This is a genomic window from Pseudaeromonas sharmana (genome assembly GCF_042649925.1).
Taxonomy (GTDB): domain Bacteria; phylum Pseudomonadota; class Gammaproteobacteria; order Enterobacterales; family Aeromonadaceae; genus Pseudaeromonas; species Pseudaeromonas sharmana.
On sequence record NZ_JBHSAF010000014.1, the window covers coordinates 735,386 to 759,930 of the forward strand.

At 59.2% G+C, this 24,545-nt stretch carries 21 protein-coding genes; 7 read left to right on the forward strand and 14 right to left on the reverse strand.

Annotated elements, in window-relative coordinates:
* The 5 genes from ACFOSS_RS13040 to ACFOSS_RS13060 are packed head-to-tail and all read right to left on the reverse strand — an operon-like array spanning position 1 to position 4,602.
* Positions 1-1,329, reverse strand: coding sequence for a class I SAM-dependent methyltransferase (locus ACFOSS_RS13040; RefSeq protein ID WP_377153192.1), 1,329 nt, complete (start codon positions 1,327-1,329; stop codon positions 1-3).
* Complete coding sequence (locus ACFOSS_RS13045) at positions 1,292-2,077, reverse strand: DUF1365 domain-containing protein (RefSeq protein WP_377153194.1); 786 nt, start codon at positions 2,075-2,077, stop codon at positions 1,292-1,294. Before ACFOSS_RS13045 ends, ACFOSS_RS13040 begins: the two co-directional genes overlap by 38 nt.
* Positions 2,074-3,321, reverse strand: a complete 1,248-nt coding sequence (locus ACFOSS_RS13050; protein WP_377153195.1) for an NAD(P)/FAD-dependent oxidoreductase — start codon at positions 3,319-3,321, stop codon at positions 2,074-2,076. Before ACFOSS_RS13050 ends, ACFOSS_RS13045 begins: the two co-directional genes overlap by 4 nt.
* 43 nt (positions 3,322-3,364) lie before the next feature.
* On the reverse strand, positions 3,365-4,114 hold the full coding sequence (locus ACFOSS_RS13055; protein ID WP_377153197.1) for an SDR family NAD(P)-dependent oxidoreductase: 750 nt from the start codon (positions 4,112-4,114) through the stop codon (positions 3,365-3,367).
* Positions 4,111-4,602 (reverse strand): nuclear transport factor 2 family protein, encoded by a 492-nt coding sequence (locus ACFOSS_RS13060; protein WP_377153199.1) that lies wholly within the window; start codon positions 4,600-4,602, stop codon positions 4,111-4,113. The genes ACFOSS_RS13055 and ACFOSS_RS13060 overlap by 4 nt, the downstream gene beginning before the upstream one ends.
* Positions 4,603-4,756: 154 nt before the next feature.
* Here ACFOSS_RS13060 and speE point away from each other — a divergent pair, with 154 nt between their 5' ends.
* On the forward strand, positions 4,757-5,689 hold the full coding sequence (gene speE, locus ACFOSS_RS13065) for a polyamine aminopropyltransferase (RefSeq protein ID WP_377153201.1): 933 nt from the start codon (positions 4,757-4,759) through the stop codon (positions 5,687-5,689).
* A gap of 2 nt (positions 5,690-5,691) precedes the next feature.
* On the opposite strand, the gene phrB is transcribed toward speE, so the two are convergent.
* The 4 genes from phrB to ACFOSS_RS13085 all read right to left on the reverse strand — a co-directional run bounded on the left by phrB (position 5,692) and on the right by ACFOSS_RS13085 (position 9,790).
* The gene (phrB, locus tag ACFOSS_RS13070; RefSeq protein WP_377153203.1) at positions 5,692-7,107 is read right to left on the reverse strand and encodes a deoxyribodipyrimidine photo-lyase; all 1,416 of its coding nucleotides are present in this window, start codon (positions 7,105-7,107) and stop codon (positions 5,692-5,694) included.
* Between the two features lie 22 nt (positions 7,108-7,129).
* The gene (locus tag ACFOSS_RS13075) at positions 7,130-8,098 is read right to left on the reverse strand and encodes a YbgA family protein (protein ID WP_377153205.1); all 969 of its coding nucleotides are present in this window, start codon (positions 8,096-8,098) and stop codon (positions 7,130-7,132) included.
* A gap of 628 nt (positions 8,099-8,726) precedes the next feature.
* Positions 8,727-9,185: a GNAT family N-acetyltransferase gene (locus ACFOSS_RS13080; RefSeq protein WP_377153208.1), complete on the reverse strand. Its 459-nt coding sequence runs from the start codon at positions 9,183-9,185 to the stop codon at positions 8,727-8,729.
* Positions 9,186-9,211: 26 nt separating this feature from the next.
* Positions 9,212-9,790 (reverse strand): helix-turn-helix domain-containing protein, encoded by a 579-nt coding sequence (locus ACFOSS_RS13085; RefSeq protein WP_377153210.1) that lies wholly within the window; start codon positions 9,788-9,790, stop codon positions 9,212-9,214.
* 178 nt (positions 9,791-9,968) lie between these two features.
* Here ACFOSS_RS13085 and ACFOSS_RS13090 point away from each other — a divergent pair, with 178 nt between their 5' ends.
* Complete coding sequence (locus tag ACFOSS_RS13090) at positions 9,969-10,340, forward strand: YbaN family protein (protein WP_377153212.1); 372 nt, start codon at positions 9,969-9,971, stop codon at positions 10,338-10,340.
* 249 nt (positions 10,341-10,589) lie between these two features.
* Complete coding sequence (locus ACFOSS_RS13095) at positions 10,590-11,813, forward strand: RsmB/NOP family class I SAM-dependent RNA methyltransferase (protein WP_377153214.1); 1,224 nt, start codon at positions 10,590-10,592, stop codon at positions 11,811-11,813.
* A 20-nt stretch (positions 11,814-11,833) separates the two neighbouring features.
* Here ACFOSS_RS13095 and ACFOSS_RS13100 read toward each other — a convergent pair whose 3' ends face one another.
* The 5 genes from ACFOSS_RS13100 to ACFOSS_RS13120 all read right to left on the reverse strand — a co-directional run bounded on the left by ACFOSS_RS13100 (position 11,834) and on the right by ACFOSS_RS13120 (position 18,698).
* Positions 11,834-12,241 (reverse strand): hypothetical protein, encoded by a 408-nt coding sequence (locus ACFOSS_RS13100; protein ID WP_377153216.1) that lies wholly within the window; start codon positions 12,239-12,241, stop codon positions 11,834-11,836.
* Positions 12,242-12,443: 202 nt separating this feature from the next.
* Positions 12,444-14,372: a DEAD/DEAH box helicase gene (locus tag ACFOSS_RS13105; RefSeq protein WP_377153218.1), complete on the reverse strand. Its 1,929-nt coding sequence runs from the start codon at positions 14,370-14,372 to the stop codon at positions 12,444-12,446.
* A 146-nt stretch (positions 14,373-14,518) separates the two neighbouring features.
* Positions 14,519-14,950: a hotdog fold thioesterase gene (locus ACFOSS_RS13110; protein WP_377153220.1), complete on the reverse strand. Its 432-nt coding sequence runs from the start codon at positions 14,948-14,950 to the stop codon at positions 14,519-14,521.
* 53 nt (positions 14,951-15,003) lie between these two features.
* Entirely contained in the window at positions 15,004-18,054 is a 3,051-nt protein-coding gene (gene ydiJ / locus ACFOSS_RS13115) for a D-2-hydroxyglutarate dehydrogenase YdiJ (protein ID WP_377153222.1), read from the reverse strand.
* A 131-nt stretch (positions 18,055-18,185) separates the two neighbouring features.
* The gene (locus ACFOSS_RS13120; protein ID WP_377153224.1) at positions 18,186-18,698 is read right to left on the reverse strand and encodes an arsinothricin resistance N-acetyltransferase ArsN1 family B; all 513 of its coding nucleotides are present in this window, start codon (positions 18,696-18,698) and stop codon (positions 18,186-18,188) included.
* Between the two features lie 218 nt (positions 18,699-18,916).
* Here ACFOSS_RS13120 and ACFOSS_RS13125 point away from each other — a divergent pair, with 218 nt between their 5' ends.
* The 4 genes from ACFOSS_RS13125 (at position 18,917) to ACFOSS_RS13140 (ending at position 24,535) form a co-directional block, all read left to right on the forward strand.
* Positions 18,917-19,852 (forward strand): aminoimidazole riboside kinase, encoded by a 936-nt coding sequence (locus ACFOSS_RS13125; RefSeq protein ID WP_377153226.1) that lies wholly within the window; start codon positions 18,917-18,919, stop codon positions 19,850-19,852.
* A gap of 345 nt (positions 19,853-20,197) precedes the next feature.
* Positions 20,198-21,667: a carbohydrate porin gene (locus tag ACFOSS_RS13130; protein WP_377153228.1), complete on the forward strand. Its 1,470-nt coding sequence runs from the start codon at positions 20,198-20,200 to the stop codon at positions 21,665-21,667.
* 88 nt (positions 21,668-21,755) lie between these two features.
* The gene (locus tag ACFOSS_RS13135) at positions 21,756-23,126 is read left to right on the forward strand and encodes a sucrose-specific PTS transporter subunit IIBC (protein WP_377153230.1); all 1,371 of its coding nucleotides are present in this window, start codon (positions 21,756-21,758) and stop codon (positions 23,124-23,126) included.
* Positions 23,126-24,535 carry a sucrose-6-phosphate hydrolase gene (locus tag ACFOSS_RS13140; RefSeq protein WP_377153232.1) on the forward strand — a complete coding sequence of 470 codons (1,410 nt, stop codon included), beginning with the start codon at positions 23,126-23,128 and terminating at the stop codon, positions 24,533-24,535. Before ACFOSS_RS13135 ends, ACFOSS_RS13140 begins: the two co-directional genes overlap by 1 nt.
* Positions 24,536-24,545: the final 10 nt, after the last annotated feature.

The following is a 24,545-nucleotide window of genomic DNA, read 5'->3' on the forward strand; positions in this document are numbered from 1 at the left end:
TTAACGCTCCGGCTCCAGCCCGCCCTGCCAGCTCAACGGGCCGGGCCGTGCCGCCTCGAAGTGCACCAGACTGATACTGCGCTCGGCAAATCCGCCGGCACAGTAGGCAAAATAGAAGTGCCATAGGCGGCGGAACTCGTCGCCATACCCCAGCTCGGCCAGAGCTTGCGACTGCGCCTCAAAGCGCTGTGCCCACTCGCGTAATGTGCGGGCATAGTGCGGGCCGTAATCCATCAGCCGCACCAGCGTCATATCCGTCTCGCGTTTCAATAGCTCGGTCATCCGGCTGACAGAGGGCAGACAGCCGCCGGGAAAGATATAACGCTGGATAAAATCAACACCACGACGATACGTGTCATAGCGGCGGTCATCGATGGTGATGGCCTGCAGTAGCAAGCGCCCGCCAGGCCGTAATAGGCGCTGCAACGTCTGGAAAAAGGTCGGCAAATAGTGATGACCGACCGCCTCAATCATCTCGACGGAGACCAGCTTGTCGAACTGCCCGTCCAGCAGCCGGTAGTCCTGTTTCAACAACTGGATCCGCTGTTCCAGGCCCTCTTCGGCAATCCGTCGCGCAGCGTAGGCATGCTGCGCGTCAGAAATGGTGGTGGTGGTCACCCGGCAGCCGTACTCGCGCGCGGCAAAGATCGCCAGTTCACCCCAACCGGTACCAATCTCCAGCAGGTGATCCTGCGGACCGAGCTCCAGCTTGTCACAGATCAGGCGCAGTTTGTGGCACTGCGCCTCCGCCAGCGAGGACGAGGCAGAGGGGTAGATGGCAGAGGAGTACTGCATCAAGGGATCGAGAAAGCGCTGATAAAGGGCATTCCCCAGATCATAATGCGCCATGATATTGCGCTTGGAACCCTGCAGTGAATTACGATCCCGCCAGCTGATCCAGCGCCGCAGTGGCCACGTCGCCCAGGCAAAACGCTGCTCGATTCGATCCAACCAGGGCAAGTTACGCGCCAGCAACCGAATCACCGCCTCCATGTGCGGACTGTGCCACTGTCCGGCCAGATGACTCTCCGCGGCACCAAGGCTGCCGCCCAGTATGACCTGGCGATAAAACTGCCGGTCGAGCACTGTGATCTCCGCAACCAATGGCGCAGCGGTATCCACCTGTCCGAACAGATAGCGCTCAGCACCGTCATGCAAAATGAGCTGTCCGCCCTGCAGACCTGACAGACCGTGCAATATCAGTGACTTGGCCTGACGGGTCAGCCACTCCGGTGGTGTCCGCTGGACGATGTCAGCGTCGGCTAACGCCAGGCTGGCTTCGCTCTTACCATCATGGGTTAGCTGGTTTCTTGTGTCCTGAATGGCCATAGAATGGTACTCGCTTGATAAACAATCGACAGGCTTGCCAGTAGATGCCCAGCAAGATTTTTAATGTCATGACCGGCCAATGCCGCAGCAGCCCGCGCCAGCTACTGCTTGTCATGGCATGGTGTTTTAACGTCAGGGTGGCATCAAACAGTTTACGTGTCTGATGCACGTCATGGTTTTCGATGTGGATCCCAAGACGCCGCCCCGGTGGCGTAACCCGCCAGTGGTACTCCATCTGTAAATCCATAAAAGGCGATACCGTAAACGTCTTGGCACTGGGCACCGGAGCCATCAGATCGACCAGGTAGCAATGCCACTCTCCCCAGGGAGTATTGCTGACCTCGGCAAGCAGATAGCGTGGCAGCGAGCCCTGGTAGCAATAGTAAAAATTGACCGGACTGAAATAGATGCCAAGGCAGCGCAGGTTCGCCAGCTGTACCACGCGATCTGCCCCTGCGATGCTGCGCGCCCCTCCAAGCCGTTGCACTTCCTGCCACACGGCTTCTTTTAAAGGTAATTGGTGATCGGATCCCGCCAGGTAATCCCTGCGATACCAACTGACCATGGCCCAGCGTTCAAGTCCAAACCAGCGGCAGCGGGCTGCAATGTCAGGCAAGCGATCAAGATCCAGCGCCAGCATGTAAAGGCTGTAACCGAAGGCATGTTGCCGTGGATAGAAGCGACGATGACGGATCCAGCCACTGTAGATGGCCGCATCCTGGATGCCAGATTCCGCAACCACGCTCATAAATCCTCTCCCAGGCGCCGACAGACATCTACGGCACTGCGTACTCCATCTTCGTGAAAACCGTTGTACCAGTAGGCGCCGCAAAAATGGGTACTACGCTGGCCGCAGATCTGTTCACGCTGCTGTTGTGCCGCGATGGCCGCAGGATCAAACACCGGGTGTTGGTAGACAAACTTGGCCAGCACCTTGGCTTCGTCGATCAGATCGGTCCGGTTCAACGTCACACAGAAGGTAGCCGGTGCCGTTATGCCCTGCAGGCGGTTCATGTTGTACGTCACCGCAGCAGGCTGTTGCTCATCACCGGTCAACAGATAGTTCCAACTCGCCCACGCCTTGGGCCGACGAGGCAGCAAACGAGTATCCGTATGCAGCCAGACCTGATTGTCACGATAACCGATAGCCCCCAGAATCCGCCGCTCCTCCTCGCTGGCATCACCCAGCAACGCCAATGCCTGATCGCTGTGACACGCCAGTATGATGGCATCGAACTCGGCAGCATGATCGGCAAACTCGATACGCACGCCGCGTTCATGCCGATAGATGCGCTGAATATGCCGACCGGTGTGGATCCCCTGTCGCCAGCCTTGAGTCAGTGGCGCGATATAACTGCTTGAGCCACCCGGCAGGACATGCCACTGCGGGCGGTGGCCGATGTTTAACAATCCATGGTTATTAAAAAATTGCAGAAAAAAATGCAGCGGGAAATCGCGCATCCCGGAGAGTGATGATGACCAGATGGCCGCGCCCATTGGCAGAATGTAATGGCGGGCAAAGAATGAGCTATAGCCATGCGCCTGGAGATAGTCCCCCAGCGTGATCCATTGCGTCGCACGGCCTTGGCTCAGATGCAGCTTGGCTTCCCGATTAAAACGCAGTATCTCGCGAACAAACAGGTAGAAACGCGGCGACAACAGGTGCTGGCGCTTGGCAAACAGGGTATCGAGATTGTGACCGTTATACTCAAAGTCGCTCTCCGGCGCACTGACAGCGAAGCTCATCTCGGTGGGTTGCGCGCTGATGCCAATGCGCGCAAGCAAACGCTGAAATAACGGATAGGTCCAATCATTGAACACAATAAAACCGGTGTCGATGGCATATGCCTGTCCCTGATACTCCACCGGAAACGTATGGGTATGGCCCCCGATACGCTGATCGCTCTCAAACAGCGTGATCTCATGCTGGCGGTGCAGCAAGTAGCCACAGGTCAGACCCGAAATGCCACTGCCTACTATCGCTATTCTCATCGTATCGCTCCGGCTAGATACAGGTTAAGGGTGAAGATTCGAGTTATTTGCCCGCGGCCACTGTCGGGGCACGCTGGATCATCCTGAGTGCCACTCTGCGCCACAGCCCGCCGGGCAGCCACGAAAGGAGTCGCATGGGCCAGTGTAGCCGTCGGGGAAAGTCGATAACAGCGCGACCAGCGGCAAGTCCGTCACGGATTTGACGACTGGCCTCGCTGACGGATATCAAGGTTGGCATCGCAAAGTCATTGCGCCGCGTCAACGGCGTATCGACAAACCCGGGGCGGATCAACGACAGCGACAAGCCATATGTCGCCAATGTGATGGCCAGTGTTCGAGCCAGGTACTCTCCTGCGGCCTTTGCGGTGCCATACAATTCGGCGCGAGGCAGCGGCAACAGGGTCACGGCCGAACTCACCCAGCCGATGCGACTGCCCCGTTCCAGCCGGGGGAGCAGCTCATGCAACACAGTCACAGCGCCAAACAGATTGGCATGCAACATGGGCTGCAGCGCCGCGACTGACAGCTGACCGGGATCATCCAGATAGTGACAATCGCCGGCATTGAGGATCACTAGCTGGGGCGCGGGGTGTGCCGTCAGGGCATCATGTACCTGTTGCGGGTTGTCATGGTCAAAGCAGACAGGCTGAATCAGCGGGCTGTGGCAAGCCAGCTCTGCCAGCCGTTCCGCATTCCGGCCACAAGCCAGCACCTGCCACCCGGCACTGGCATAATCCCGCGCCAGTTGATAGCCTATCCCGGATGAAGCACCGGTTATCAACACGCAGTTCATCTTGCCCCCCCCACTCCTCGCTTGATCCAGCCAATCAACGGCCCGAGCAGCGGTAGCCGTTCATAGAGCATGGCCCCCATGTCAAAGTAATCACGATGCCAATAAACCTGATCGGAAAAACGCAGATGGGTCACGCCATCGAAGCTAAACGGTCGACTGCCATTGAGCCGTGAGTGGCACAGAGTCATGCTCCAGGTCAACCAGGCTTCGCCATCATGCTCCTGAACACTGTTGATCTGTATCTGCGCCTGACGCAAGTTGGCATACAGGTGTTCAAAATAGCGCTCCAGTTCCGGCAGGCCGCTGATGTGGTGGGCCGGATCGGAAAAGGCGATGTCAGGGCTATAGATTTCACGCAAAAAACCAAGGTGATGTTTATCCAGTTGCGGGAACAGGATCAGCAAACGTATCACCGCCTCGCTGCGGGCGCCCTTGCTGCGTGCCGCCTCTATGCCGCTATTCCACGGTCCGATCCTTGCTGTTGCCATCGCATCCTCTCCTGCAACCCCATGATAATCCTAGTACGAATCAACTCATGTCAGGGATCAGTGCCACTATGACAACTCTCTGCCATGGCGCACAGCCTGGTTGGCACATCGCTGTTACGCTCAGCACATCAACGTTGGTCTCAAGGAGCCCAGAATGGCCCAGCATCGCCGGCACACCACCTCAGCACAGCCGCAGCACACGGAAGCGGTTCGCTATGAAACCCTGAGCAGAGATCTGGCGCTGTGTTTGCAGCCCGAGGCTTGTCTGCACTCGCAACACACCGGTTTGCAACAGTTGGAGGTCTTGCAAACAGCCAGCTTTGGCCGTCTATTCCGGCTGGATGAGTGCGTGATGACCACTGAAGCCGACGAATGGGTCTATCATGAGAACCTGTGCCACCCAGCCGCGATTGCGCTACCCCATCCACAACGCGCACTGATTATCGGTGGCGGGGATGGCGGCTCGGCGCGCCAACTGCTCAAACACCCGACGCTGCGAGAGATCGTCGTATGCGAGATCGATGCGGCTGTCATCGCGATGGCTCGCGAATACCTGTTTACCGTGCACCAAGGCGCCCTGGACGATCCGCATCTGCAGATCGTCATCGCCGACGGTGCCGACTATGTCAAAACCGCGTCCGGGTGCTTTGATCTGATCCTTCTCGATCTGACCGATCCGCAAGGTCTGGCGGCAGCGCTGTATAGCGCCGACTTTTTTCGGGCATGCGCCCGTCTGCTGGGAGCGCAGGGTTGCCTGTGCCTGCACCTGGCCTCACCCATGCTGCACCCCGAGCGCGTCACCGCCCTGCTCGTTGAACTGGGCCAGGTATTTGCCATCGTGCGCCCGTATCAGATCCCGGTCACCCTCTACGGCGGAAGCTGGACACTGGCCTGTGCCAGTCAGCAAACTGACATTGCCGCGCTGAGTGCCGAACAGGTAGAACTGCAACTGGCGATGCGCGGCATTGACAATCTGCAGTACTACAATGGCGGCACCCATGTCGGTGCCTTGGCATTGCCCAATTACTTACAGCGGTTGTGTCATGATGCCCTGGCCGCAGGCAAGCGGGCTAAGCCGCTCAGCTGACCTCAACCGGGCAAGGCCCGGAACATGGCCAGGGTCAGTTCCCGCGCGACGGCATGTTCGACCATGGGCGCAGGATAGTCACATTGACGCCCTCGCAGCTGCAACCAGCGGTGCGGGGCATGAATGTCACTGGCGGGGACATCGGCCAGCTCAGGCAGGTAGCGACGGATAAACGTACCATCCGGGTCGAATTTCTGGCTCTGTGTGGTGGGGTTGAAGATCCGGAACCAGGGGGCAGCATCGGCACCTGTGCCCGCAGACCACTGCCAACCACCGTTGTTCGCTGCCAGCTCGCCATCGATCAACTGTTGCATGAAGTAGCGCTCGCCCCACCACCATGGCAATTGCAGATCCTTGGTCAAAAACGAAGCCACTATCATCCTTAACCGATTATGCATCCAGCCGGTCTGATTGAGGCAACGCATGGCCGCATCGACAATCGGATAACCGGTCCTGCCCTGACACCAGAGCGCAAACTGGGCGTCATCCTGACGCCAGGCGAGCGCCGCCATCTCGGGTTTGAACGGTTGCCCCCGACTGAGCCTGGGCTCCAGTGCCAGCAGATGTTGGTAAAACTCACGCCATATCAGCTCATTGAGCCAGGCAAAACCGGGAGCGCCTTTCTCTGCCGGCAAGGGGCCAAGCGCCTCCATCAGCGCCAACAGGCATTGCCGTATGCTGATGACACCCAGCGCCAGATAGGGTGATAGCCGGCTGGTCGCCGCTAGGGATGGCACATCCCGTAACTCGGCATAGGCGACCGCCTGGTAGCGGACAAAGTCCCACAACTGCTGCCGTACGGCCTTTTCCGTCACCGGCCAGGACTCGCTGTCCAGCCGCGGATAGTCACAACGCCACTCCGACCACGACAACGGTGCGCCCTGAGGAGCAGGCAATGGCGCCACCTGGACTCCTTGCGCCAGTACCTGCTTGAGCCAGGCACGGCTAAATGGAGTGAACACCTTGAACATATCGCCATTGGCAGTCAGAACCTGTCCCGGCGGCAAGACGCAGCGTTCGTCGAACCAATGACACTCGATTCCCTGTTGCGTTAAACGGGCACTGACAGTCGCATCGCGTCGCATCTCATCCAGCGGTAGTTCCCGATTGGCATATAAGGCAGCAGGCGCCAGACCCAGCCATTGCTGCAGGGCGGCAGGCACGTCGGCAAACCGCGGCACACTCAGACAGTGCAGCGCTATGCCCCGTGCCGCCAGCTCAGCCCCCAGGGCGTTGACCCGCCTGAGCAGCAAGTCGGCACGCCGCGGCCCCAACTGATGGCGCTGCCAGGTTTGTGGCGTCGCGACATACACGGCTTCAAGAACCACCCCTGCCTGTATGGCCGCCTTGGTGGCAGCCGCCAAGCCTGGGTTGTCGTGGATCCGCAAGTCATGTCGAAACCAGAATACGATACGCACAGCCACTCCTTGAATCGGTCACTTACAGTCCGTAACGCAGCGCCAGCTCTTCCGGATAGGGATGAAGGTAAACCTGCTGCTGTAAATAGGCATTCGGGTATTCACGCAGATAGTGTTGCAACAGTGTCATCGGCGCCATCAACGGCAAGATGCCGCGACGGTACTTGTCGATAGAGCCTTGCAATTCGGCTTTCTGCGCCGCCGTCAGTTGTTTCTTGAAATAGCCCTGCAGGTGCTGCAAGACATTGGTGTGATTGCGGCGCGTCGCCCGACAGCGTAGCGCCTGCATCAGACCGGCACTGTAGCGTTCGGCAATGTGCTGCAGTGGCAGCTCGGTCATATTGGCCAGATAGCGCCCCAGTTCGCGATAAGCCCCGGGATGATGCGCCAGCAACTGATACTTGTAGCGCGAGTGGAACGCGATCAACCGTCCGCGCGTTACGCCTTGGCGACACAGCTGCTGCCAGTCATGGTACGCAAATACCCGCATGACAAAATTCTCCCGCAACTCGGGATCGTTCAGCCGGCCATCCTCTTCCACCGGCAGCAGCGGCAGCTGTTGCATCAGGGTCCGGGCATACACACCGATCCCGACCTTGGCGCCGGCCGCCTCACCGTAGAGTCGGACCCGCTCCATACCGCAGCTGGGCGACTTGGCGCAGAACACATAACCGCTCAGATGGCCCAACTTCTGGCTCATCGTCATCGCGTAATCCGTCAGCGGTTGCGTGACATCGAAACTCCCATCTCCGGCTTCCACTCGCGTCTCCCCCTGACGCTGCACCAGCCGAATCGTCGGCCTGGGAACCCCAAGCCCGATGGCCACTTCAGGACAGACGGGTTCAAACTGGAAGTAGTGACTCAAGATCTGCTCACAGAAGTCAGCCCGCTTATGGCCACCGTCATAACGCACCTTGTGCCCGAGCAGGCAAGCGCTGATTCCGACTACGATGCCGGGCTCAGCGCGCGGAGAAATAACGCTGTCAACCATGTTCGCCTCATAAAATTGGCTTGCTTGTCATTATGTTAGCTCAGCCAGTGCCAGCTACAAATGATGTACGTCGCAACAGAGTCTCTGGATCAGTCCTGTTGCGCCAGCGTTACGCACCAAACAGGTGCAATTGTGCAAACAGTTATCATCTACACCGCTAAAATTCGGCAAAATTGCTACGAAAACGCTGATATTGCCGCCTCATATGGGCATCGAACAGATTGGCATGACACTTGAATAGCTATTAGCAACAAAACGCAAAACCATGTCTGAACATTGATTTTGCGTTGATGGCAGAGCGCGTCATCATGCCGTCACAGAGGCTCAGGATACTGGGCCCATAACAGAGAATAATCCGCTGAGGAGAGCACACCATGCACGATTTCGACAACACCTGGAGTCTGGGTTATGCCTGGCTCATCGGCATAGTGATTGGCGGCAGTGCCGAAGTGGCATTGCAACTGGCCAGTCATTCGCTGGTCACCCTGTTCTGAGTTACTGGATAGTCTGTTCCTGAGTTAGTGTTTCACCCCACTGTCAAACCGCTGTAATTGTTAACCTTCATGTTTCGCTCAACCGGTTCATAACCTATGAACCGGTCTTTTTTTATCTCGCACCGGCTACGGATTTACTCCAGCAGCAACGTCATGTAGCGGCTGTAGGGATCGGCGCGATAATCGGCAAACGGAGCACAATCGCGAAAACCGCAGGTTTCGTAAAGGCGGTGTGATGGCTCGAACGCCGGCGGCGTGCCGGTCTCCAGACTCAAGCGAACCAGTCCCTGGCGTCGCGCCTCGGCAATCAGGTGAGCCAGCAGTGCGCGCGCCAGTCCCTGACGACGAAAAGCGGGGGCAACGCGCATGGATTTGATCTCGCCATGGTCAGGGCTCAGCATCTTCAACGCAATGCAACCGGCAACCTGATCCTGTTGCCACAGCGTCCAGAAACTGACGTCGGCCGCCTGCAAGGCCGTGCAGTCCAGCGCGTGAGTGCTCTCCGGCGGCGAGTCGGCGCGCATGTCGCGCAAGTGCTCTTCCAGCAACATGATCACCCGCGGATCCGTGACATCATCCAGTCGTATTTCCATCTCGTGCTCCTGCTGTCAATTTTGGTTCAGAGAGTCTGGCCACGCGTCAGCGCCACCAGATAGCGTGCAGACGTGTCACCCGGGTTGAAAAATTCGGTGCCTCCTTCGATGCTCATACACAGGCAATCGCCTGGCATCAGTTGCCAATCGATCCCTGCGCTATGGATCTGCATGCGCCCCTCCAGCATCCAGATCTGCTGGTGCCAATCCGTTGCCAGTGGCAATGGCTCATAGCTGACTCGTTGCCCGGGCGGAAAAACCACCTCCACCATCTGCAACGGAGCTGCCTGCAATGCGGTCAGCCGTCGCCGCTGATAACCGGACGCCGGATCGACCCACACATCCTGCTCGTCATGACGATAGCAGGGAGACTCTGTCGGCTTAACCTGCAGCCCGGCAAACAGCGATGCCAGCGGGATCCCCAACGCCGTTGCCAATCGGTCCAGCACCGCCGCGGTCGGACTACTCTGGCCGCGCTCTATGCTAGAGATGTTCGAGCGACTGACACCGGCCTGTTCGGCGAGCTGCTCCAACGACCAGCCCTGCTGTTCGCGCAACTGGCGCAAACGCGTGGCCAGCAAGCGTTGAAAATCAGCCTGTGCCATCCTACACCTCCGCTGGTGATGCCCTGCTATGGTTATGGTTGCAACAACCTATTTATTGGATCAAATCCAATATATTGGATATCAAGACTAAAACCAAGACAAAAACAGCGATCATGGCGTGATCCCGGTCTACACTTCAGGCATAGTGATAGTAGATCTCATTTAGACGAGCGAAATCATGCTGTTGCTGCAACTTCTCGGTTTTGTCTTTGTGGCCCTGGCGGTGGCAGGCATACTGCTTCCGCTGGTGCCTACCACGCCGTTTTTGTTACTGGCCGCCTGGTGTTTTGCCCGCAGCTCGCCGCGATTTCATCACTGGTTGCTGCATCACCGCTGGTTTGCTCCTTATCTGCGTCATTATCAGGATGGCGGCGGTATGGCGCGGCGCCACAAAATCATCATGCTCGGCCTGATGTGGGCCGGGATCGGTTACTCCATCTGGCTGTTGCAACACAATGGTGTCCGTGGCGGTTTGCTATTGATAGCCCTGCTGGTCAGCCTGCACCTGCTGCGCATGCCTACGCGCCCGTCACTGACCGATCGCGACTAATGAGTCGTTGCCAACCAGTCATCTCTCAGGTGGGGGATCACTCATGCCATCGACTGGTTAGCCCTATGCGGCCCCCTCTCGACAGCGAGGCGCGGTAGCGTTGCCAGCATGGCCTCACGGCGTGTCAGCGTGGGCATCCCGGGCGCTGGCGCAGACTCAGCAACGGCTATTTAGGCCGGCTTAATCATTGCGTCAACCGCGGTGAAAGCCTATGATCGCAGCCCATTTTTCCCCCGCCGGTGATCTCCGATGCTGAAAAAACCCCTGACCCTGCGCCAGTGCGAACTGGTTGCCGCCGTTCTGGCCGACGTGCTGCGCGATGGCGCAACCCTGGACCGCGCCTATGCCCGCCAGTTCTCCGAGCTGCGATTGGCCCCGTCCGAACAAGCCGCCATTGCGCTGGTGACCGGGGATCTGCTGCGCCGCCTGAACCTGTACGCACTGCTGGCTGGCGTCGAGGTCGAGCATGCCGGTATCGCCGCCTGGAGTCTGTTGTGTATCTGGCATCACTTCTATAACTTGCCGATGCCGGACTGTGCCGCCGCACGTCAGTTTGACAAGAGTGGTTATGAAGCACGCAAACAGCAGGCGCGCAGCGCTCCCATGGTGTGGGATGGCTGCCCGGCCTGGCTGGATGCCCTCGGCGAGGAGCAACTCGGCGACCAGTGGCCGGCGGAGCGTCGGGCCCTGGGTATGACGCCGCTACGCTACCTGCGCGCCAACACCCTGAAGGGATCGGTTGACCAGCTGATGCAACGCCTGGCCGCCGAAGGCGTCGAAACCCGTCCGGTGGCCGGTGTTGCCCACGCCGTTCAGGTACTCAACGACGCCGCCCTGTTCCGCACCGCCGCCTTCCAGGAAGGGTGGTTCGAGCAACAGGATGCCGGCTCGCAGCACATAGCGGCATTTTTGAACGTCGAGCCAGGCATGCGGGTGATTGACGCCTGTGCCGGAGCCGGTGGCAAAACACTGCAACTGGCGGCGGCGATGCATGGCAAGGGGCGCTTGCTGGCGATGGATGTCGAAGAGTGGAAGCTGGAAAATCTGCGTCAGCGCGCACGGCGCGCCGGTGCCCACAACGTCGAGGCGCGCGTGATCACTTCCAGCAAGACCATCAAGCGCCTGAAAGAGACCGCCGATCGCCTGCTGCTGGATGTGCCCTGCTCCGGGCTGGGCGTACTCAAGCGTAACCCGGATGCCAAATGGCGCGATACTGAGAGCCGGTTACCGGTGCTGATGGCACTGCAGGCCGATATCCTGAATCGCTATAGTCAGATGGTCAAACCCGGCGGCAAGCTGGTGTATGCCACCTGCAGCATACTGCCAAGTGAAAACCAGGATCAGGTCGCCCGTTTCCTTGAGCAACGCGGCGATGAATTCCAGCTCGAGGCCGAGCAGGTGATAAGCCCGGCAGCGACCGGGTTTGATGGCTTCTACATGGCCAGACTGGTGCGCCGCCGCGACGAGGCCTGAGTCTCGCTGCCGTCGCCGGTCTATCCCTCCGGTGGCAACGCCTGACACTGAGCGGGCAACTGCTCGCTCAGTGCCTCGACCGATTCTACCCGCAACACATCGTCATAACCGGCACCATTGCCCACCCGAGGTCGCCCGATCAACTCCCCGTTGAGCTCTATGTAAAACGGCTGAAATGGTCGCCGCGCATGCTTGAGCACATACTCGCGCAGTGCCAATGCCACCTGATTGTCACCACTGACCCAGTACACCAGGTTACTGTCACACCGCTGCAGGCTGTTAACGTCGGCTCCGGCGCGATACAGGCCGCTCAGCGGCTGCACTGCCCCGAGACTCGCCGTTGCCACCAGCAGCAGGCCATAGCCCAGACCGCGCAGAACGTGGCCTGACCTGCCCCACCGCCGGTATCTGTGCTGTTGTTTGCCCATCCGCCTCTTCCTGTTTGCGTTGTCGCTGGTACGCCGGCGTGACGCCACGCTCCAGGGGGATTATTAAGTTTGATTTAATAATAACCGCAAAAAGACACTCATTTTGCCGGGTAATCCTTCGCTGGCGCACACGGTAGAAATAAAAACGCCCCGAACCGTGAGGTCCGGGGCGCCTATATGCAGGACTACCGCGCGTTAACGCTTAGCGATCGCGACGACCGCCCTTGTCAAACTTGCCACCGGCTGGCTTGCGCGGGCCATTGCGCTTGAAGTCGCCACGGTCGCCACCAAACGGACGATCACGGCCTTCACCACGGCTAGGGCCACGACGCTCACCGCCACGATCGTTACCACGATCACCAAACGGGCGGCTACGACGTTCGGTGCGTACCGGCATCTCACCCGTGAAACGGACGATCTCCAGCTGACGGCCGCAGACGCGGGCACGGCGCAGAACGTCCATGGTTTCGTTCGGCATGCCTTCCGGCAGGTCGACGGTGGTAAAGGTGTCAAAGATCTCAATGTGACCGATGAAGCTGCTTTCAATGTCGGCTTCGTTCGCGATGGCACCCACGATCTGACCCGGCTTGACGCCATGCTCGTAGCCCACTTCGACGCGATAGCGCTCGGTGACGATCTCCGGGTGGTCCTTCAGCGGACGCGGACCGGCAGACGGCGCCTTGCGCTCACGGCGTTCACGACGCTCGTCGCCGAAGCGATCGTTGCGGTCGCCAAAACGATCATTACGATCGTTGCGATCACCACGGTCGTTGCGATCCAGCATGCGCTGTGACGGCTCCGGCTGGTTCTCGTCCATGAACAGCGGCTCATCACCCTTGACCATCTTGGCCAGTGCGGCACACAAGTCGAGCGGATCGACACTGTCGTCCTGCAGGAACTCGTTCACCACCTCCTGGAACGGCTCGAGATCGTCGGCCATCAGGGTGTCGCGGATCTGCTGCTTGAACAGTTCCAGACGATGCTTGTTGATATCCTGAGCAGTCGGCATGTGCATCGGCTCAATCGGCTGACGCGTGGTGTGCTCGATGGCACGCAGCATGCGGCGCTCACGCGGCGCTACGAACAGGATCGCATCGCCGGTACGGCCCGCACGACCGGTACGGCCGATACGGTGCACATAGGATTCGGTGTCATACGGAATGTCATAGTTGACCACGTGGGTGATGCGCTCGACGTCCAGACCACGCGCCACGACATCGGTCGCCACCAGAATGTCCAGCTGACCCTGCTTGAGCTTGTCGACAGTGCGCTCGCGCAGCTTTTGCGGGATATCACCGTGCAGCGCTTCACAGGCATGGCCGCGGGCCGCCAGTTTGCTGGCCAGCTCTTCGGCTGCCGTCTTGGTCCGCACGAACGCCAGCAGGGCATCATACGGCTCGACTTCCAGCAGACGGGTCATGGCATCCAGCTTGTGCAGGCCGGAAACCAGCCAGTAACGCTGGCGCACCGTCGACGCCGTGCTGGTCTTGGCGGCAATCTTCACTTCCACCGGCTCTTGCAGGTGACGGTGTGCCACACGACGGATCACATCCGGCATGGTGGCGGAGAATAGGGCGATCTGACGATCGTGCGGGCACTGCTCGATGATCCATTCGACGTCATCGATAAAGCCCATGCGCAGCATTTCGTCGGCTTCGTCCAGCACCAGCGCACGCAGTGCGGACAGGTCCAGCTTACCCTTGCGCATCAGGTCCATGACCCGGCCCGGCGTACCCACGACCACTTGGGCACCACGGCGCAGCGAGCGGATCTGGGTCTCATAAGAAGAACCGCCATAGATCGGCAGTACATGGAATTCCGGCATGTGCTTGGCGTAGCTCTGGCACGCTTCGGCAACCTGGATAGCCAGTTCGCGGGTCGGCGCCAGGATCAGGATCTGGGTCGAGTTATCGCTGGCATTCAGACGTGAAATCAGCGGCAGCGCAAAGGCGGCTGTCTTGCCGGTACCGGTCTGGGCCTGGCCCAGCAGGTCACGGCCTTCCAGCAACGGCGGAATCGCTGCAGCCTGGATTGGGGATGGGGTCTCATAGCCGACATCATTCAGCGCTTTGAGGATAGGAGCAGCAAGGCCCAGCTCAGAAAAGCTCGGCAGGGTTTGGTTCTCAGACATAAGATCTTCCGATTGTGAGGAAAGGATACGGGCTCTCGGCGGCAAGTCTCTTACGTCCCTACGTCGCTGCTGGCCCGGGTGTTGCAAAAGGGCGGTGATTATATACATAGCTTAGCGAGTTTGTCGCTAAAAATGTGATATTTATCTCAGTGTCGCTTTTTTTGCCGTAGTACGGCCAGCGTCAAACGACTGGTACAGATCAGGCGCTGGGCCTCATCGTGAATCTCGGTCTGCCAGATCTGGGTCGTTGCCCCCAGATGCACAGGACGCGTCGTGCCAATTACCAGCCCGTCGCGTTTGGCTCGCACATGGTTGGCATTGATGTCGAGCCCGACACAACAGAAGTCGCGACTGACACACATGTTACCGGCCACCGAGCCCAGCGTCTCCGCCAGGACCACCGAAGCCCCGCCATGCAGCAGTCCCATCGGCTGATGGGTATGACTGGCCACCGGCATGCTGGCCTGCAGGAAATCCTCTCCAAACGCACAATAGTGAATTCCCAGATGGGCCACCAGGGTGTTCGCTGACAGCTGGTTAAGACTGTCGAGGGTGAAGTCACGTTTCCAGATCGCCATAGTGATTCCTCTGCTAGCACAGGAGCGCCGAAGCGCCCCTGTGAATGCCCCGTTTACAGCAGCTCCAGCAATGCCTGCAGCGGATGGCGTAACTTTTCGCCCTCCATCCGTTTAACCTGGCTGCGGCACGAGTAACCGCTGACCAGGCAACGCTCTTTGGGCAACCTGGCCAATGCCGGGCCCCAGCTCTGCTGATAGATATCCTGCGAATCTTGCAGGTGCGCCGCATCGTGGCCATAGGTGCCGGCCATGCCACAGCACCCCAGGGCCACCGGCTTGAGGATGGCGCCGAGGTAGGAGAAAATTTTCCCCCAGTCAGCATTGCTGGCTGGCAGCGCCGTCTTCTCGGTGCAGTGACCAAACAGGAAGTATTCGCCCTGACTGCCGGTGCGCGGCGCCGTGTCAGCCAGCGCGGTCAACAGCCACTCCTGCGGCAACAGCACCTTGAAGTCTCCCCGTGCATCGCCCAACGCCTTGGCGTACTCATCGCGGTAGCACAGCACCATGGCCGGATCCGGCCCCACCATCGGGATGCCGAGGTGATGCAGGCGGTTGAAGAACTGGGCGGCATTGGCCGCCGTACGGGCAAAACTGCGCAAGAAACCCTTGATGTGTTGCGGCTTGCCGTTCGGTTTGAACGGCACCAGCAGCGGCGCGTAGCCCAGCTTTTCGATAAGCCGGATCAGGTCGCGCACCACGGGTGCATCGTAATAGCTGGTAAAGGGATCCTGCACCACCAGCACCACCTTCTGCCGCGCCTGCGGCGACATGCGCTCGAGCTTGTCCAGATCGAACAGCGCAGCCGGGTGGCCGGCCAGCTCCTGCTTCAATGTGGGTTGACTCAGCAGTGGCACGTCGACCATGCCGATGGTTTTCTCGGTGGCCCGCTGCACCCACTTTTGTTTGAGAAAGTAGTTCACCATCCCTGGCGCCGTCGCCATCAAGGGGGCATAGGATTCGACGGTGGCGACAAAATAATCCTTCACCGGGCGCAGATAACGCTGGTGGTAGAGCTCGATGAAGCGCGAGCGGAACGCCGGCACATCGACTTTGATCGGGCACTGGCTGCTACAGGCCTTGCAGGCCAGACAGCCCTGCATCGCCTCCATCACCTCATGTGAGAAATCGTATTGGCCACGCACCTTGGCCAGCGTGTTGCGCACCCGGCCCACCAGCTCACGCCAGCGGATACCACCATGGTGGATCTCGAGCTCTTCGGTCAACGGATTGAATCCCTGCGCTTCGAGTTGACGCAACCACTCACGCATCAGCGTCGCCCGCCCCTTCGGCGAATGACGGCGATCACCCGTCAGTTTAAACGAGGGACACATCGGCGAATTCAGCTCGAACGTGAAGCACAGGCCGTTGCCATTGCAGGAGACCACGTCGGTAAAACTGTCGCGTACTGCCACCGGGATCTGACGGTCATAAGCCCCGCGCTTGGTGGCATCGACGGACACCAGTGGCGAATCCACGCCCAATGGCGTGCAGATCTTGCCCGGGTTCATACGGTTCTTCGGATCAAATACCGCCTTGATACGGCGCAGATCGTCAAACAGATCGCCAAAATAGGCCGGACCATATTCGGAACGGAAACCACGGCCATGCTCGCCCCACATCAAGCCACCGTACTTGGCCGTCAGCGCCACCACCTGGTCGGAGATGGTGCGCAGCAACACCTCCTGCTCGGGATCGCACATATCCAGCGCCGGCCGCACGTGCAACACGCCACAATCGACGTGGCCAAACATGCCATAGGTCAGCTGATGCGCATCGAGTAGCGCCCGGAACTCCATGATGAAGTCCGCCAGTTTCTCTGGCGGTACCGCGGTATCCTCGGTGAAAGGTACCGGCTTGCGCCTGCCCTTGGCATTGCCCAGCAGACCGACCGCCTTCTTGCGCATTGCGTAGACGCTCTCGATGCTGGCCAGATCGTCACAGATCTGGAAGCCAATGATGCCCCCCTCGCCTGCGGCCAGCATGGCATCAAGACGACTCGCCAGTGCCGATACGCGCCGTTGTTGTTCAGTCGCGTCGTCACCGGCAAATTCAACGATATTGATGCCCTGCATCTCCTTGCCGGGCACATCGGTGATCAGTTCACGCACCGAGTGCCAGATGATGTCGCCGCGCGCCAGATTCAGGACCCGGGAGTCGACCGTTTCGACCGACAGCGCATCCGCAGCCACCATGACAGGGGCACTGCGCAATGCGGACTCAAAACTGTCGTACTTGATATTAATCAGCGTGCGGAAAGTCGGGATCGGCGTCAGGTCCAGCCGCGCCTCGGCAATGTAGGCCAGGGTGCCTTCCGAACCACACAACAGTCGGCTCAGGTCTATGCTGCCGGTTTGCGGATCATAGACATGTTTGAGGTCATACCCTGTCAAGAAGCGGTTCAGTTTCGGAAATGTCGCCTCAATCTGGTCGCGCTTGTCACGCGCGACGGCCAGCACGGTACGGTATAGCTCACCTTCCCTGTCCTGTTGAGCCAGCTTGGCCTGCAATGCCTCACCACAGACCGGAGCGGCAAGGATCCGGGTGCCGTCCTCCAACACCGCCGTAACGTCCAGCACGTGTGCCGATGTCTTGCCATAGACCAGCGAGCCCTGACCCGAGGCATCGGTATTGATCATGCCGCCAATGGTGGCGCGGTTGCTGGTCGACAGCTCGGGCGAGAAAAACAGGCCATGGGGTTTGAGAAACTCATTGAGCTTGTCTTTGACCAATCCGGCCTGCACCCGCACCCAACGCTCATCGGCATTGAACTCCAGGATGCCGTGCATGTGGCGTGACAAATCGACGATCAGGCCATCATTCAGCGCCTGACCATTGGTGCCGGTGCCGCCGCCGCGAGCCGAAAAGTGCACCTGTGCAAAGCGAGGTTCGCGCGCCAGCTGCGTCAGCACAATCAGGTCATCGGTATGGCGTGGAAACACCACCGCCTGCGGCACCCACTGATAAACACTGTTATCCGTGGCCACCGCCAGTCGACTGGCATAGCTGCTTTCGATGTCACCGGTAAAACCGGCTGCACTCAGTGCTTCGAGGAACACCTGGTATTGAGGGGTAATTCCGTCCTGGAGATTGAGTCTCGGGATCATGGCTTCCTGACTTCCCTGGTTGCCACCGCGATCGCGGCGAGGTTCACGAAAAATGGGCTATATGGTATAGCAGCCACGGCGGTGCACCAAGGGCTTTTACCGGCCGAAAAAACGATTGCGCCGGACGAATCTTACTCATCCGGTCGGGGTGGTCGTACCCGTGATAACGCCAGTTGCCAGTAACCGACATCGATCCAGCGATCGCGCTTGAAACCCAGCTCACGAAAATGCGCCACCTTGGTAAAGCCCATTTTCTCGTGCAGATGGATGCTGGCGGCATTGGGCAGCGCAATGCAGGCCATCGCCATGTGCATGCCGGCTTCGCGCAACTGGGGTAACAGATGTTGATACAGCAGGGTGCCGAGATTTCGCCCCCTCGCCTCGGGCGCAAGGTAGACAGAACATTCGACGCTGTAGCGGTAAGCACTGCGCGACTTCCATGTGGTGGCATAGGCATAGCCCAGCAGTTGCCCCCCCTCGCTGCACACCAGCCAGGGATAACGCGTCTGGACGTCGGCAATACGCTGCACCATCTCCGCATCCGTCACGGCCTGTTCCTCGAATGAAATCTCGCTGTGTTCAACATAGTAGTTATAGATAGTGCAGATCGCAGCGGCATCGGCTGCTGTGGCGGGCCTTATCATGCTCTCTCTCCCCTAAGTGACCGCGGCATATCGTCATATCGTTGCCGTGCTCTCTAATGACGGCTGCATATGAGTGCACTGATCTCTACAGTACAACCCAAGGCCAAAACTTGCCAGCCAGATGCGTAGACGAATGAACGCATCGGGAGGTGAATCGCCCTTGCCTTGTTAAATCGGTTTAGCTAATCTGTAGGCATCGCAATAACAAGGATTGCCTCATGTCAAATCGAGTATGGGTACTTGGCGACGCAGTTGTCGATCTGGTACCGGATGCCGAAGGGCGTTATCTCAAGTGTCCCGGCGGGGCGCCGGCCAATGTTGCCGTCGGTATAGCCCGTCTTGGTGGCAACAGTGCCTTCATCGGTCGCGTCGGAGCCGATCCCTTCGGCCGTTTCCTGCGACACACCCTGCAACAGGAGGGCGTCGCAACGGATTACATGCTGGAAGAAACGGCTCACGCGACCTCCACCGTCCTGGTCGACCTCGACGCCTCCGGCGAGCGCAGCTTCAACTTTCTGGTGCGCCCCAGCGCCGATCTGTTTTTAAGCCCCGGCGATCTTCCCGGCTTTGCTCCTGGCCAATGGCTGCATCTGTGCTCTATTGCCTTATCACGCCAACCCAGCCGGGACGCCGCCCTGCAGGCGATGCACGCCATACGTCAGGCCGGTGGCCATGTCAGTTTTGATCCCAATCTCAGACCCGATGTCTGGGAGGATGCAACCCAGATCCGTCACTGGATCGAGACGGCACTGGCACTGGCCGATATTGCCAAACTCTCGGCAGAAGAGCTGTTCTGGCTGACAGAGTCCGATGAACTTGATACCGCGATCGCCCGTTTACAGGCCCGTTTCCACTTGCGCTATTTGTTTGTTACTCAAGGTAAAGACGGCGTCCTGGTCAGCACGGCAACACAGTGCCGGCATGTCCCCTGTCGCCCGGTCACCCCCTTGGATACCACAGGTGCTGGCGATGCCTTTGTCGCCGGTTTGCTGGCCGCGCTCGCCGCCTACCCGACCCTTCCGGCCATGGATGAGCTCACGCCGGCGCTGGCCCAGGCGCAAGCCTGTGGTGCCTTGGCTACCACGGCGCTGGGCGCCATGACGGCGCTGCCCGATCGCCAGGCATTGCAGCAGTTCATGACTTCCGTTTGCTGACTGAAAGAGCGCACTTTGCGTCCTGATGCCGTTCCCCCAGGCATCATTGCCGGAACCCTCGGGTTCCGGTTTTTTTATGCCCTCTCCCCACTCGACCGCGCTGAACGAACCCCAGACTCGCCGCAGACTCCCATGATGCAACGGTAGGCTAAAAACTCAGAATTGAGTGCCACATGAAAACACTTTCAGACTTTCAGCGAATTGTGGTGCGACAAATTGCAAATGCGATCACAAAGCGCAGATCTCATCCGTAAAGCCAATTGCACTCTGCAGGCGCTCTGGCTAGGCTAACCATCAAGCAAAACCGGTTTAGCATTTAGCTAAACAACATCAGAGGATGATAACATGAAGTTGCAATATGTCGCTTGTGCTGTAGCCCTAGCCTGTTCTCCGACCCTGCATGCTGCCACCGTGCCAAGCAGCGATCTGGAACAACGACTGAACACCCTTGAGGCCCGCCTGGCTGCCGCCGAGGAACGCGCCGCAGCGGCAGAAGCCAAAGCGGCCAGCGCCGAAGATCAAAGCCAGCAAGCCAGTCAGAAAACCGCCAAACTCGAAGCACAGGCGCAGGCCGGGCTCGGCATCGAGTTCCACGGTTATGCCCGCTCCGGTTTGTTGATTGGTGATGATGGCTCAGGCACCGAAGGGGGCCCCTATGTCACCCCAGCCGGCGCCACCGGTGGCGCCATCGGTCGTCTGGGCAATGAGCCGGATACCTATGTCGAGGTCAATCTGGAGAAAAAGAGCCAGCTCGATAACGGCGCTACCACCCGTTACAAGGTGATGCTGGCCGATGGTCAGCGCAGCTATAACGACTGGACCGGCGATGACTCCTCGCTGAACGTGCGTCAGGCCTTTGCCGAACTGGGTCAGTTGCCTGCGTTCTCAGGCGCTGCCAAGGGAAGCACCCTGTGGGCCGGGAAACGCTTTGATCGGGATAACTTTGATATCCACTGGCTGGACTCGGACATCATCTTCCTCGCCGGAACCGGCGCCGGGATCTATGACGTCAAGTGGAGCGACACGGCTCGCAGTAACTTCTCGGTTTATGGACGCAGCTTTGGGGCGCTGGATAACGTCAACAGCGATATCCAGAACTACATCTACACCGCAAATAACTACTTCGGTAAGCTGCAGTGGATGATCAGCGGCCTGCGCGCCCGCGACAACGATGCCAAGTACAACACGGGTACCGCCGGTACTACCCAGGTTGCCGGTCAGGGCTTCCACACCATGCTGGCCTACCACGGTGACAGTTTCTTCGGTCTTCGGGAGGGGAGTTTCAAAAGCGCCCTGCTGTATGGCCAAGGACTGGGAGCCGAGGTCAAGGGGCTTGGCTCGGATGGCAACCTGAGTGAAGATGCCAAGACATTGCGCGTTGCCACCTATGGTACGACCGCGCTCTCCGCTCGCTGGAATCTGGCTCCCGTGCTGCTGGCACAGCGTAGCGAGGATCGCTATGTCAAGGGAGATGACTATCGCTGGCTGACCCTCAATGGTCGCTTGGTACAGGAGATCAACCAGAACTTCGCCCTCGCCTATGAAGCCAGTTATCAATACATGGATCTGGATCCCCAAGGCTACAACGGCCTCAGCGCTGTGGATGGCAATGTCTACAAACTGACGTTTGCCCCCACCTTCAAGGCCGGCGACATTGCCAACTTCTTCAGCCGTCCTGAATTGCGGGTATTTGCAACCTACCTGAACTGGGACAAGGCACTGGATAACTACTCCACCAGCGACAGTTTTGGCGAGACCAATTTTGAAGCCGGCGGTCAATGGAACTTCGGTGTGCAGATGGAAACCTGGTTCTGATTGTGAGGCGCCGCCAGGGCGGCGCCTGTCTGACACGCTAATCTGATAACTGTGGGTCCAACAGACCCGCTCATGAATGAGGTACCCCATGAATACCCATGCTACCGCCACCGCCCTGCTACCGTTAGTCGGCGGCAAACAGAACATTGCCAGCGCGGCACATTGTGCCACCCGGTTACGCCTGGTTCTGGTCGATGACCAGCTCGTCGACAAGAGCGCTATCGAAAAAATTGATGGCGTTAAAGGTTGCTTCAGCAATGCCGGACAGATCCAGATCATCTTCGGCACCGGCCTGGTCAACAAGGTTTATGCCGATTTTATCGCCGTCGCCGGCATCAGTGAGTCCAGCAAAGGCGAGCTGACCGAACTGGCTGCCCAAAAGCTCAACCCGCTGCAGCGGGTAGCACGCCTGCTGTCGAATATCTTCGTCCCGATTATTCCGGCTATTGTCGCCTCCGGTCTGCTGATGGGTCTGCTCGGCATGATCAAAACTTATGGCTGGGTGAATGCCGACAGCGCGCTGTTCATCATGCTCGACATGTTCAGCTCAGCGGCATTCATCATACTGCCGATTCTGATTGGCTTTACTGCCGCACGCGAGTTTGGCGGTAATCCCTATCTGGGCGCCACGCTAGGCGGCATCCTGACCCATCCGGCGCTGACCAATGCCTGGGGCGTGGCCGGCGGATTCAAGACCATGGACTTCTTTGGCATTGACGTCGCCATGATCGGTTATCAGGGCACCGTGTTCCCGGTGTTGCTGGCTGTCTGGTTCATGAGCCATATCGAAAAACGGTTGCGCAGAGTGATCCCCAATGCGCTGGATCTGATCCTGACACCATTCCTGACGGTGATCATTACCGGCTTTGTCGCCCTGCTGTTTATTGGCCCTGCCGGCCGAGCACTTGGCGATGGGATCTCCTATGTGCTGAGCAACCTGATCGAACATGCCGGCTGGCTGGCCGGGCTGCTGTTTGGCGGTACCTATTCAGCCATCGTCATTACCGGGATACACCACAGCTTCCATGCCATTGAGGCCGGCCTGCTGGGCAACCCGCATATCGGTATCAACTTCTTGCTGCCAATCTGGGCAATGGCGAACGTGGCCCAGGGTGGAGCTTGCCTGGCGGTCTATTTCAAGACCCGTGACGCCAAGATCAAAGCCATCGCCGTGCCATCGGCATTCTCTGCCCTGCTGGGGATCACTGAAGCCGCCATCTTCGGTATCAACCTGCGCTTTATGAAGCCGTTCCTGGCTGCACTGGCCGGTGGCGCGCTCGGTGGAGCCTGGGTCGTTGCCAACCACGTCGGCATGACGGCTGTCGGTCTGACCGGTATTCCGGGGATCGCCATCGTTCAGGCCAGCTCGATCGTCAGCTACCTCCTCGGCATGGTGATCGCATTTGGCTCGGCATTTGTCATCTCCTTCTTGCTGAAGTATCAAACGGACAGTGAATGATGTCTGAAGCACGACTGCTTAACCTGCTTGCCCGGTCCTTGTTGGCCGGGCAAGCCCGTGCCGCCCAGGACCCTTATCGGCCTGTCTGGCATCTGGCCCCCAGTGTAGGGCTGCTCAACGACCCCAATGGTTTCATCCAGCACAAGGGGCGTTATCACCTCTGCTACCAGTGGAATCCCTTTTCCTGTGAACACGGTGCCAAATTCTGGGGCCACTGGAGTTCAGACGATCTGCTGCATTGGCAACATGAACCGGTCGCGCTGGTGCCTGCCGAGCAGTACGAACGCAACGGTTGCTACTCCGGCTGTGCCGTCGTCAAGGACGACGAGCTGACCCTGATCTATACCGGCAACGTCAAATACCCTGACGGTAACCGCACCGCATTCCAGTGTCTGGCGGTTGCAGAGGCCGACGGCACCTTCCGCAAGCTGGGCCCCGTCCTGCCGTTACCGGCAGGCTATACCGGCCATGTCCGCGATCCCAAGGTCTGGTTCGAACAGGAGTGCTGGTGGATGGTGTTGGCGGCACAGGATCTGCAACGTCAGGGCAAGATACTGCTGTTACGCTCTGCGGATCTGCACCACTGGCAACTGCTTGGCGAGCTGGCTGGCAGCCAGCTAAATGGGCTGCGAGATTTTGGCTACATGTGGGAGTGTCCGGATCTGTTCCGCCTGCAGAACCAGGCGATTCTGCTGTGTTGCCCGCAGGGACTGCCCCACGAAGCCGAACGCTATCGCAATCGTTTCCAGGCCGGTTACTTCATCGGTGACCTGGATCTGCCGCAGGCAAGCTTCCGGCACGCCGCGTTCCAGGAGCTGGATCTGGGATTTGAATTTTACGCGCCGCAGACCACCTGTGCCGATGACGGTCGCCGCTTGTTGTTTGCCTGGATGGGCGTTCCGGAACAGGATGAGGCCGACCATCCGACCCGGGCGTACGGCTGGATCCACTGCATGACCTGCCCGCGCGAGCTGACACTTGAAGACGGCCAACTGCGCCAGCGCCCGGCCCGTGAACTGCAGCAGCTACGGGGAGCAGGCCAGCAATGGCAGGGATCCGCCACCGCCGCACCATGCTGGCCTTGTGCCAGCGCCGAGTTGTTGATCCAGCCACAGGGAGCGTTCGCTCTGACTCTGGCTGAAGGGTACTGCCTGAGCTGGGATGGGCAACGGCTGACGCTGACCCGACCCTCGCTGCAGACCGGGCAACCGGAATCCCGCAGCTGGCGCGGCCATCTGCAGCAGCTGACACTGCTGTTTGACCACTCCAGTCTGGAGATCTTCATTAACGATGGCGAGGCCGTCATGAGCAGCCGCCTGTTTACTGCCCAGCCGGCCTGCAGCCAGTTCCAGGGGGACACCACACTGCACTTGCGGTACTGGCCGCTGACGGGAGGCGTGCTAGAATGAGCCCCTCTTT

What these genes read in the sequence shown, in the direction of transcription:
- ACFOSS_RS13140 (WP_377153232.1), top strand. Translation starts at nt 23,126, where the DNA reads ATGTCTGAAGCACGACTGCTTAACCTGCTTGCCCGGTCCTTGTTGGCC.
- ACFOSS_RS13105 (WP_377153218.1), bottom strand. Translation starts at nt 14,372, where the DNA reads ATGTCTGAGAACCAAACCCTGCCGAGCTTTTCTGAGCTGGGCCTTGCT.
- ACFOSS_RS13100 (WP_377153216.1), bottom strand. Translation starts at nt 12,241, where the DNA reads ATGGGCAAACAACAGCACAGATACCGGCGGTGGGGCAGGTCAGGCCAC.
- ACFOSS_RS13130 (WP_377153228.1), top strand. Translation starts at nt 20,198, where the DNA reads ATGAAGTTGCAATATGTCGCTTGTGCTGTAGCCCTAGCCTGTTCTCCG.
- ACFOSS_RS13045 (WP_377153194.1), bottom strand. Translation starts at nt 2,077, where the DNA reads ATGAGCGTGGTTGCGGAATCTGGCATCCAGGATGCGGCCATCTACAGT.
- ACFOSS_RS13125 (WP_377153226.1), top strand. Translation starts at nt 18,917, where the DNA reads ATGTCAAATCGAGTATGGGTACTTGGCGACGCAGTTGTCGATCTGGTA.
- ACFOSS_RS13050 (WP_377153195.1), bottom strand. Translation starts at nt 3,321, where the DNA reads ATGAGAATAGCGATAGTAGGCAGTGGCATTTCGGGTCTGACCTGTGGC.
- ACFOSS_RS13080 (WP_377153208.1), bottom strand. Translation starts at nt 9,185, where the DNA reads ATGGAAATACGACTGGATGATGTCACGGATCCGCGGGTGATCATGTTG.
- ACFOSS_RS13120 (WP_377153224.1), bottom strand. Translation starts at nt 18,698, where the DNA reads ATGATAAGGCCCGCCACAGCAGCCGATGCCGCTGCGATCTGCACTATC.
- ACFOSS_RS13075 (WP_377153205.1), bottom strand. Translation starts at nt 8,098, where the DNA reads ATGGTTGACAGCGTTATTTCTCCGCGCGCTGAGCCCGGCATCGTAGTC.
- ACFOSS_RS13090 (WP_377153212.1), top strand. Translation starts at nt 9,969, where the DNA reads ATGCTGTTGCTGCAACTTCTCGGTTTTGTCTTTGTGGCCCTGGCGGTG.
- ydiJ (WP_377153222.1), bottom strand. Translation starts at nt 18,054, where the DNA reads ATGATCCCGAGACTCAATCTCCAGGACGGAATTACCCCTCAATACCAG.
- ACFOSS_RS13085 (WP_377153210.1), bottom strand. Translation starts at nt 9,790, where the DNA reads ATGGCACAGGCTGATTTTCAACGCTTGCTGGCCACGCGTTTGCGCCAG.
- ACFOSS_RS13040 (WP_377153192.1), bottom strand. Translation starts at nt 1,329, where the DNA reads ATGGCCATTCAGGACACAAGAAACCAGCTAACCCATGATGGTAAGAGC.
- ACFOSS_RS13060 (WP_377153199.1), bottom strand. Translation starts at nt 4,602, where the DNA reads ATGGCAACAGCAAGGATCGGACCGTGGAATAGCGGCATAGAGGCGGCA.
- ACFOSS_RS13055 (WP_377153197.1), bottom strand. Translation starts at nt 4,114, where the DNA reads ATGAACTGCGTGTTGATAACCGGTGCTTCATCCGGGATAGGCTATCAA.
- speE (WP_377153201.1), top strand. Translation starts at nt 4,757, where the DNA reads ATGGCCCAGCATCGCCGGCACACCACCTCAGCACAGCCGCAGCACACG.
- ACFOSS_RS13135 (WP_377153230.1), top strand. Translation starts at nt 21,756, where the DNA reads ATGAATACCCATGCTACCGCCACCGCCCTGCTACCGTTAGTCGGCGGC.
- ACFOSS_RS13095 (WP_377153214.1), top strand. Translation starts at nt 10,590, where the DNA reads ATGCTGAAAAAACCCCTGACCCTGCGCCAGTGCGAACTGGTTGCCGCC.
- ACFOSS_RS13110 (WP_377153220.1), bottom strand. Translation starts at nt 14,950, where the DNA reads ATGGCGATCTGGAAACGTGACTTCACCCTCGACAGTCTTAACCAGCTG.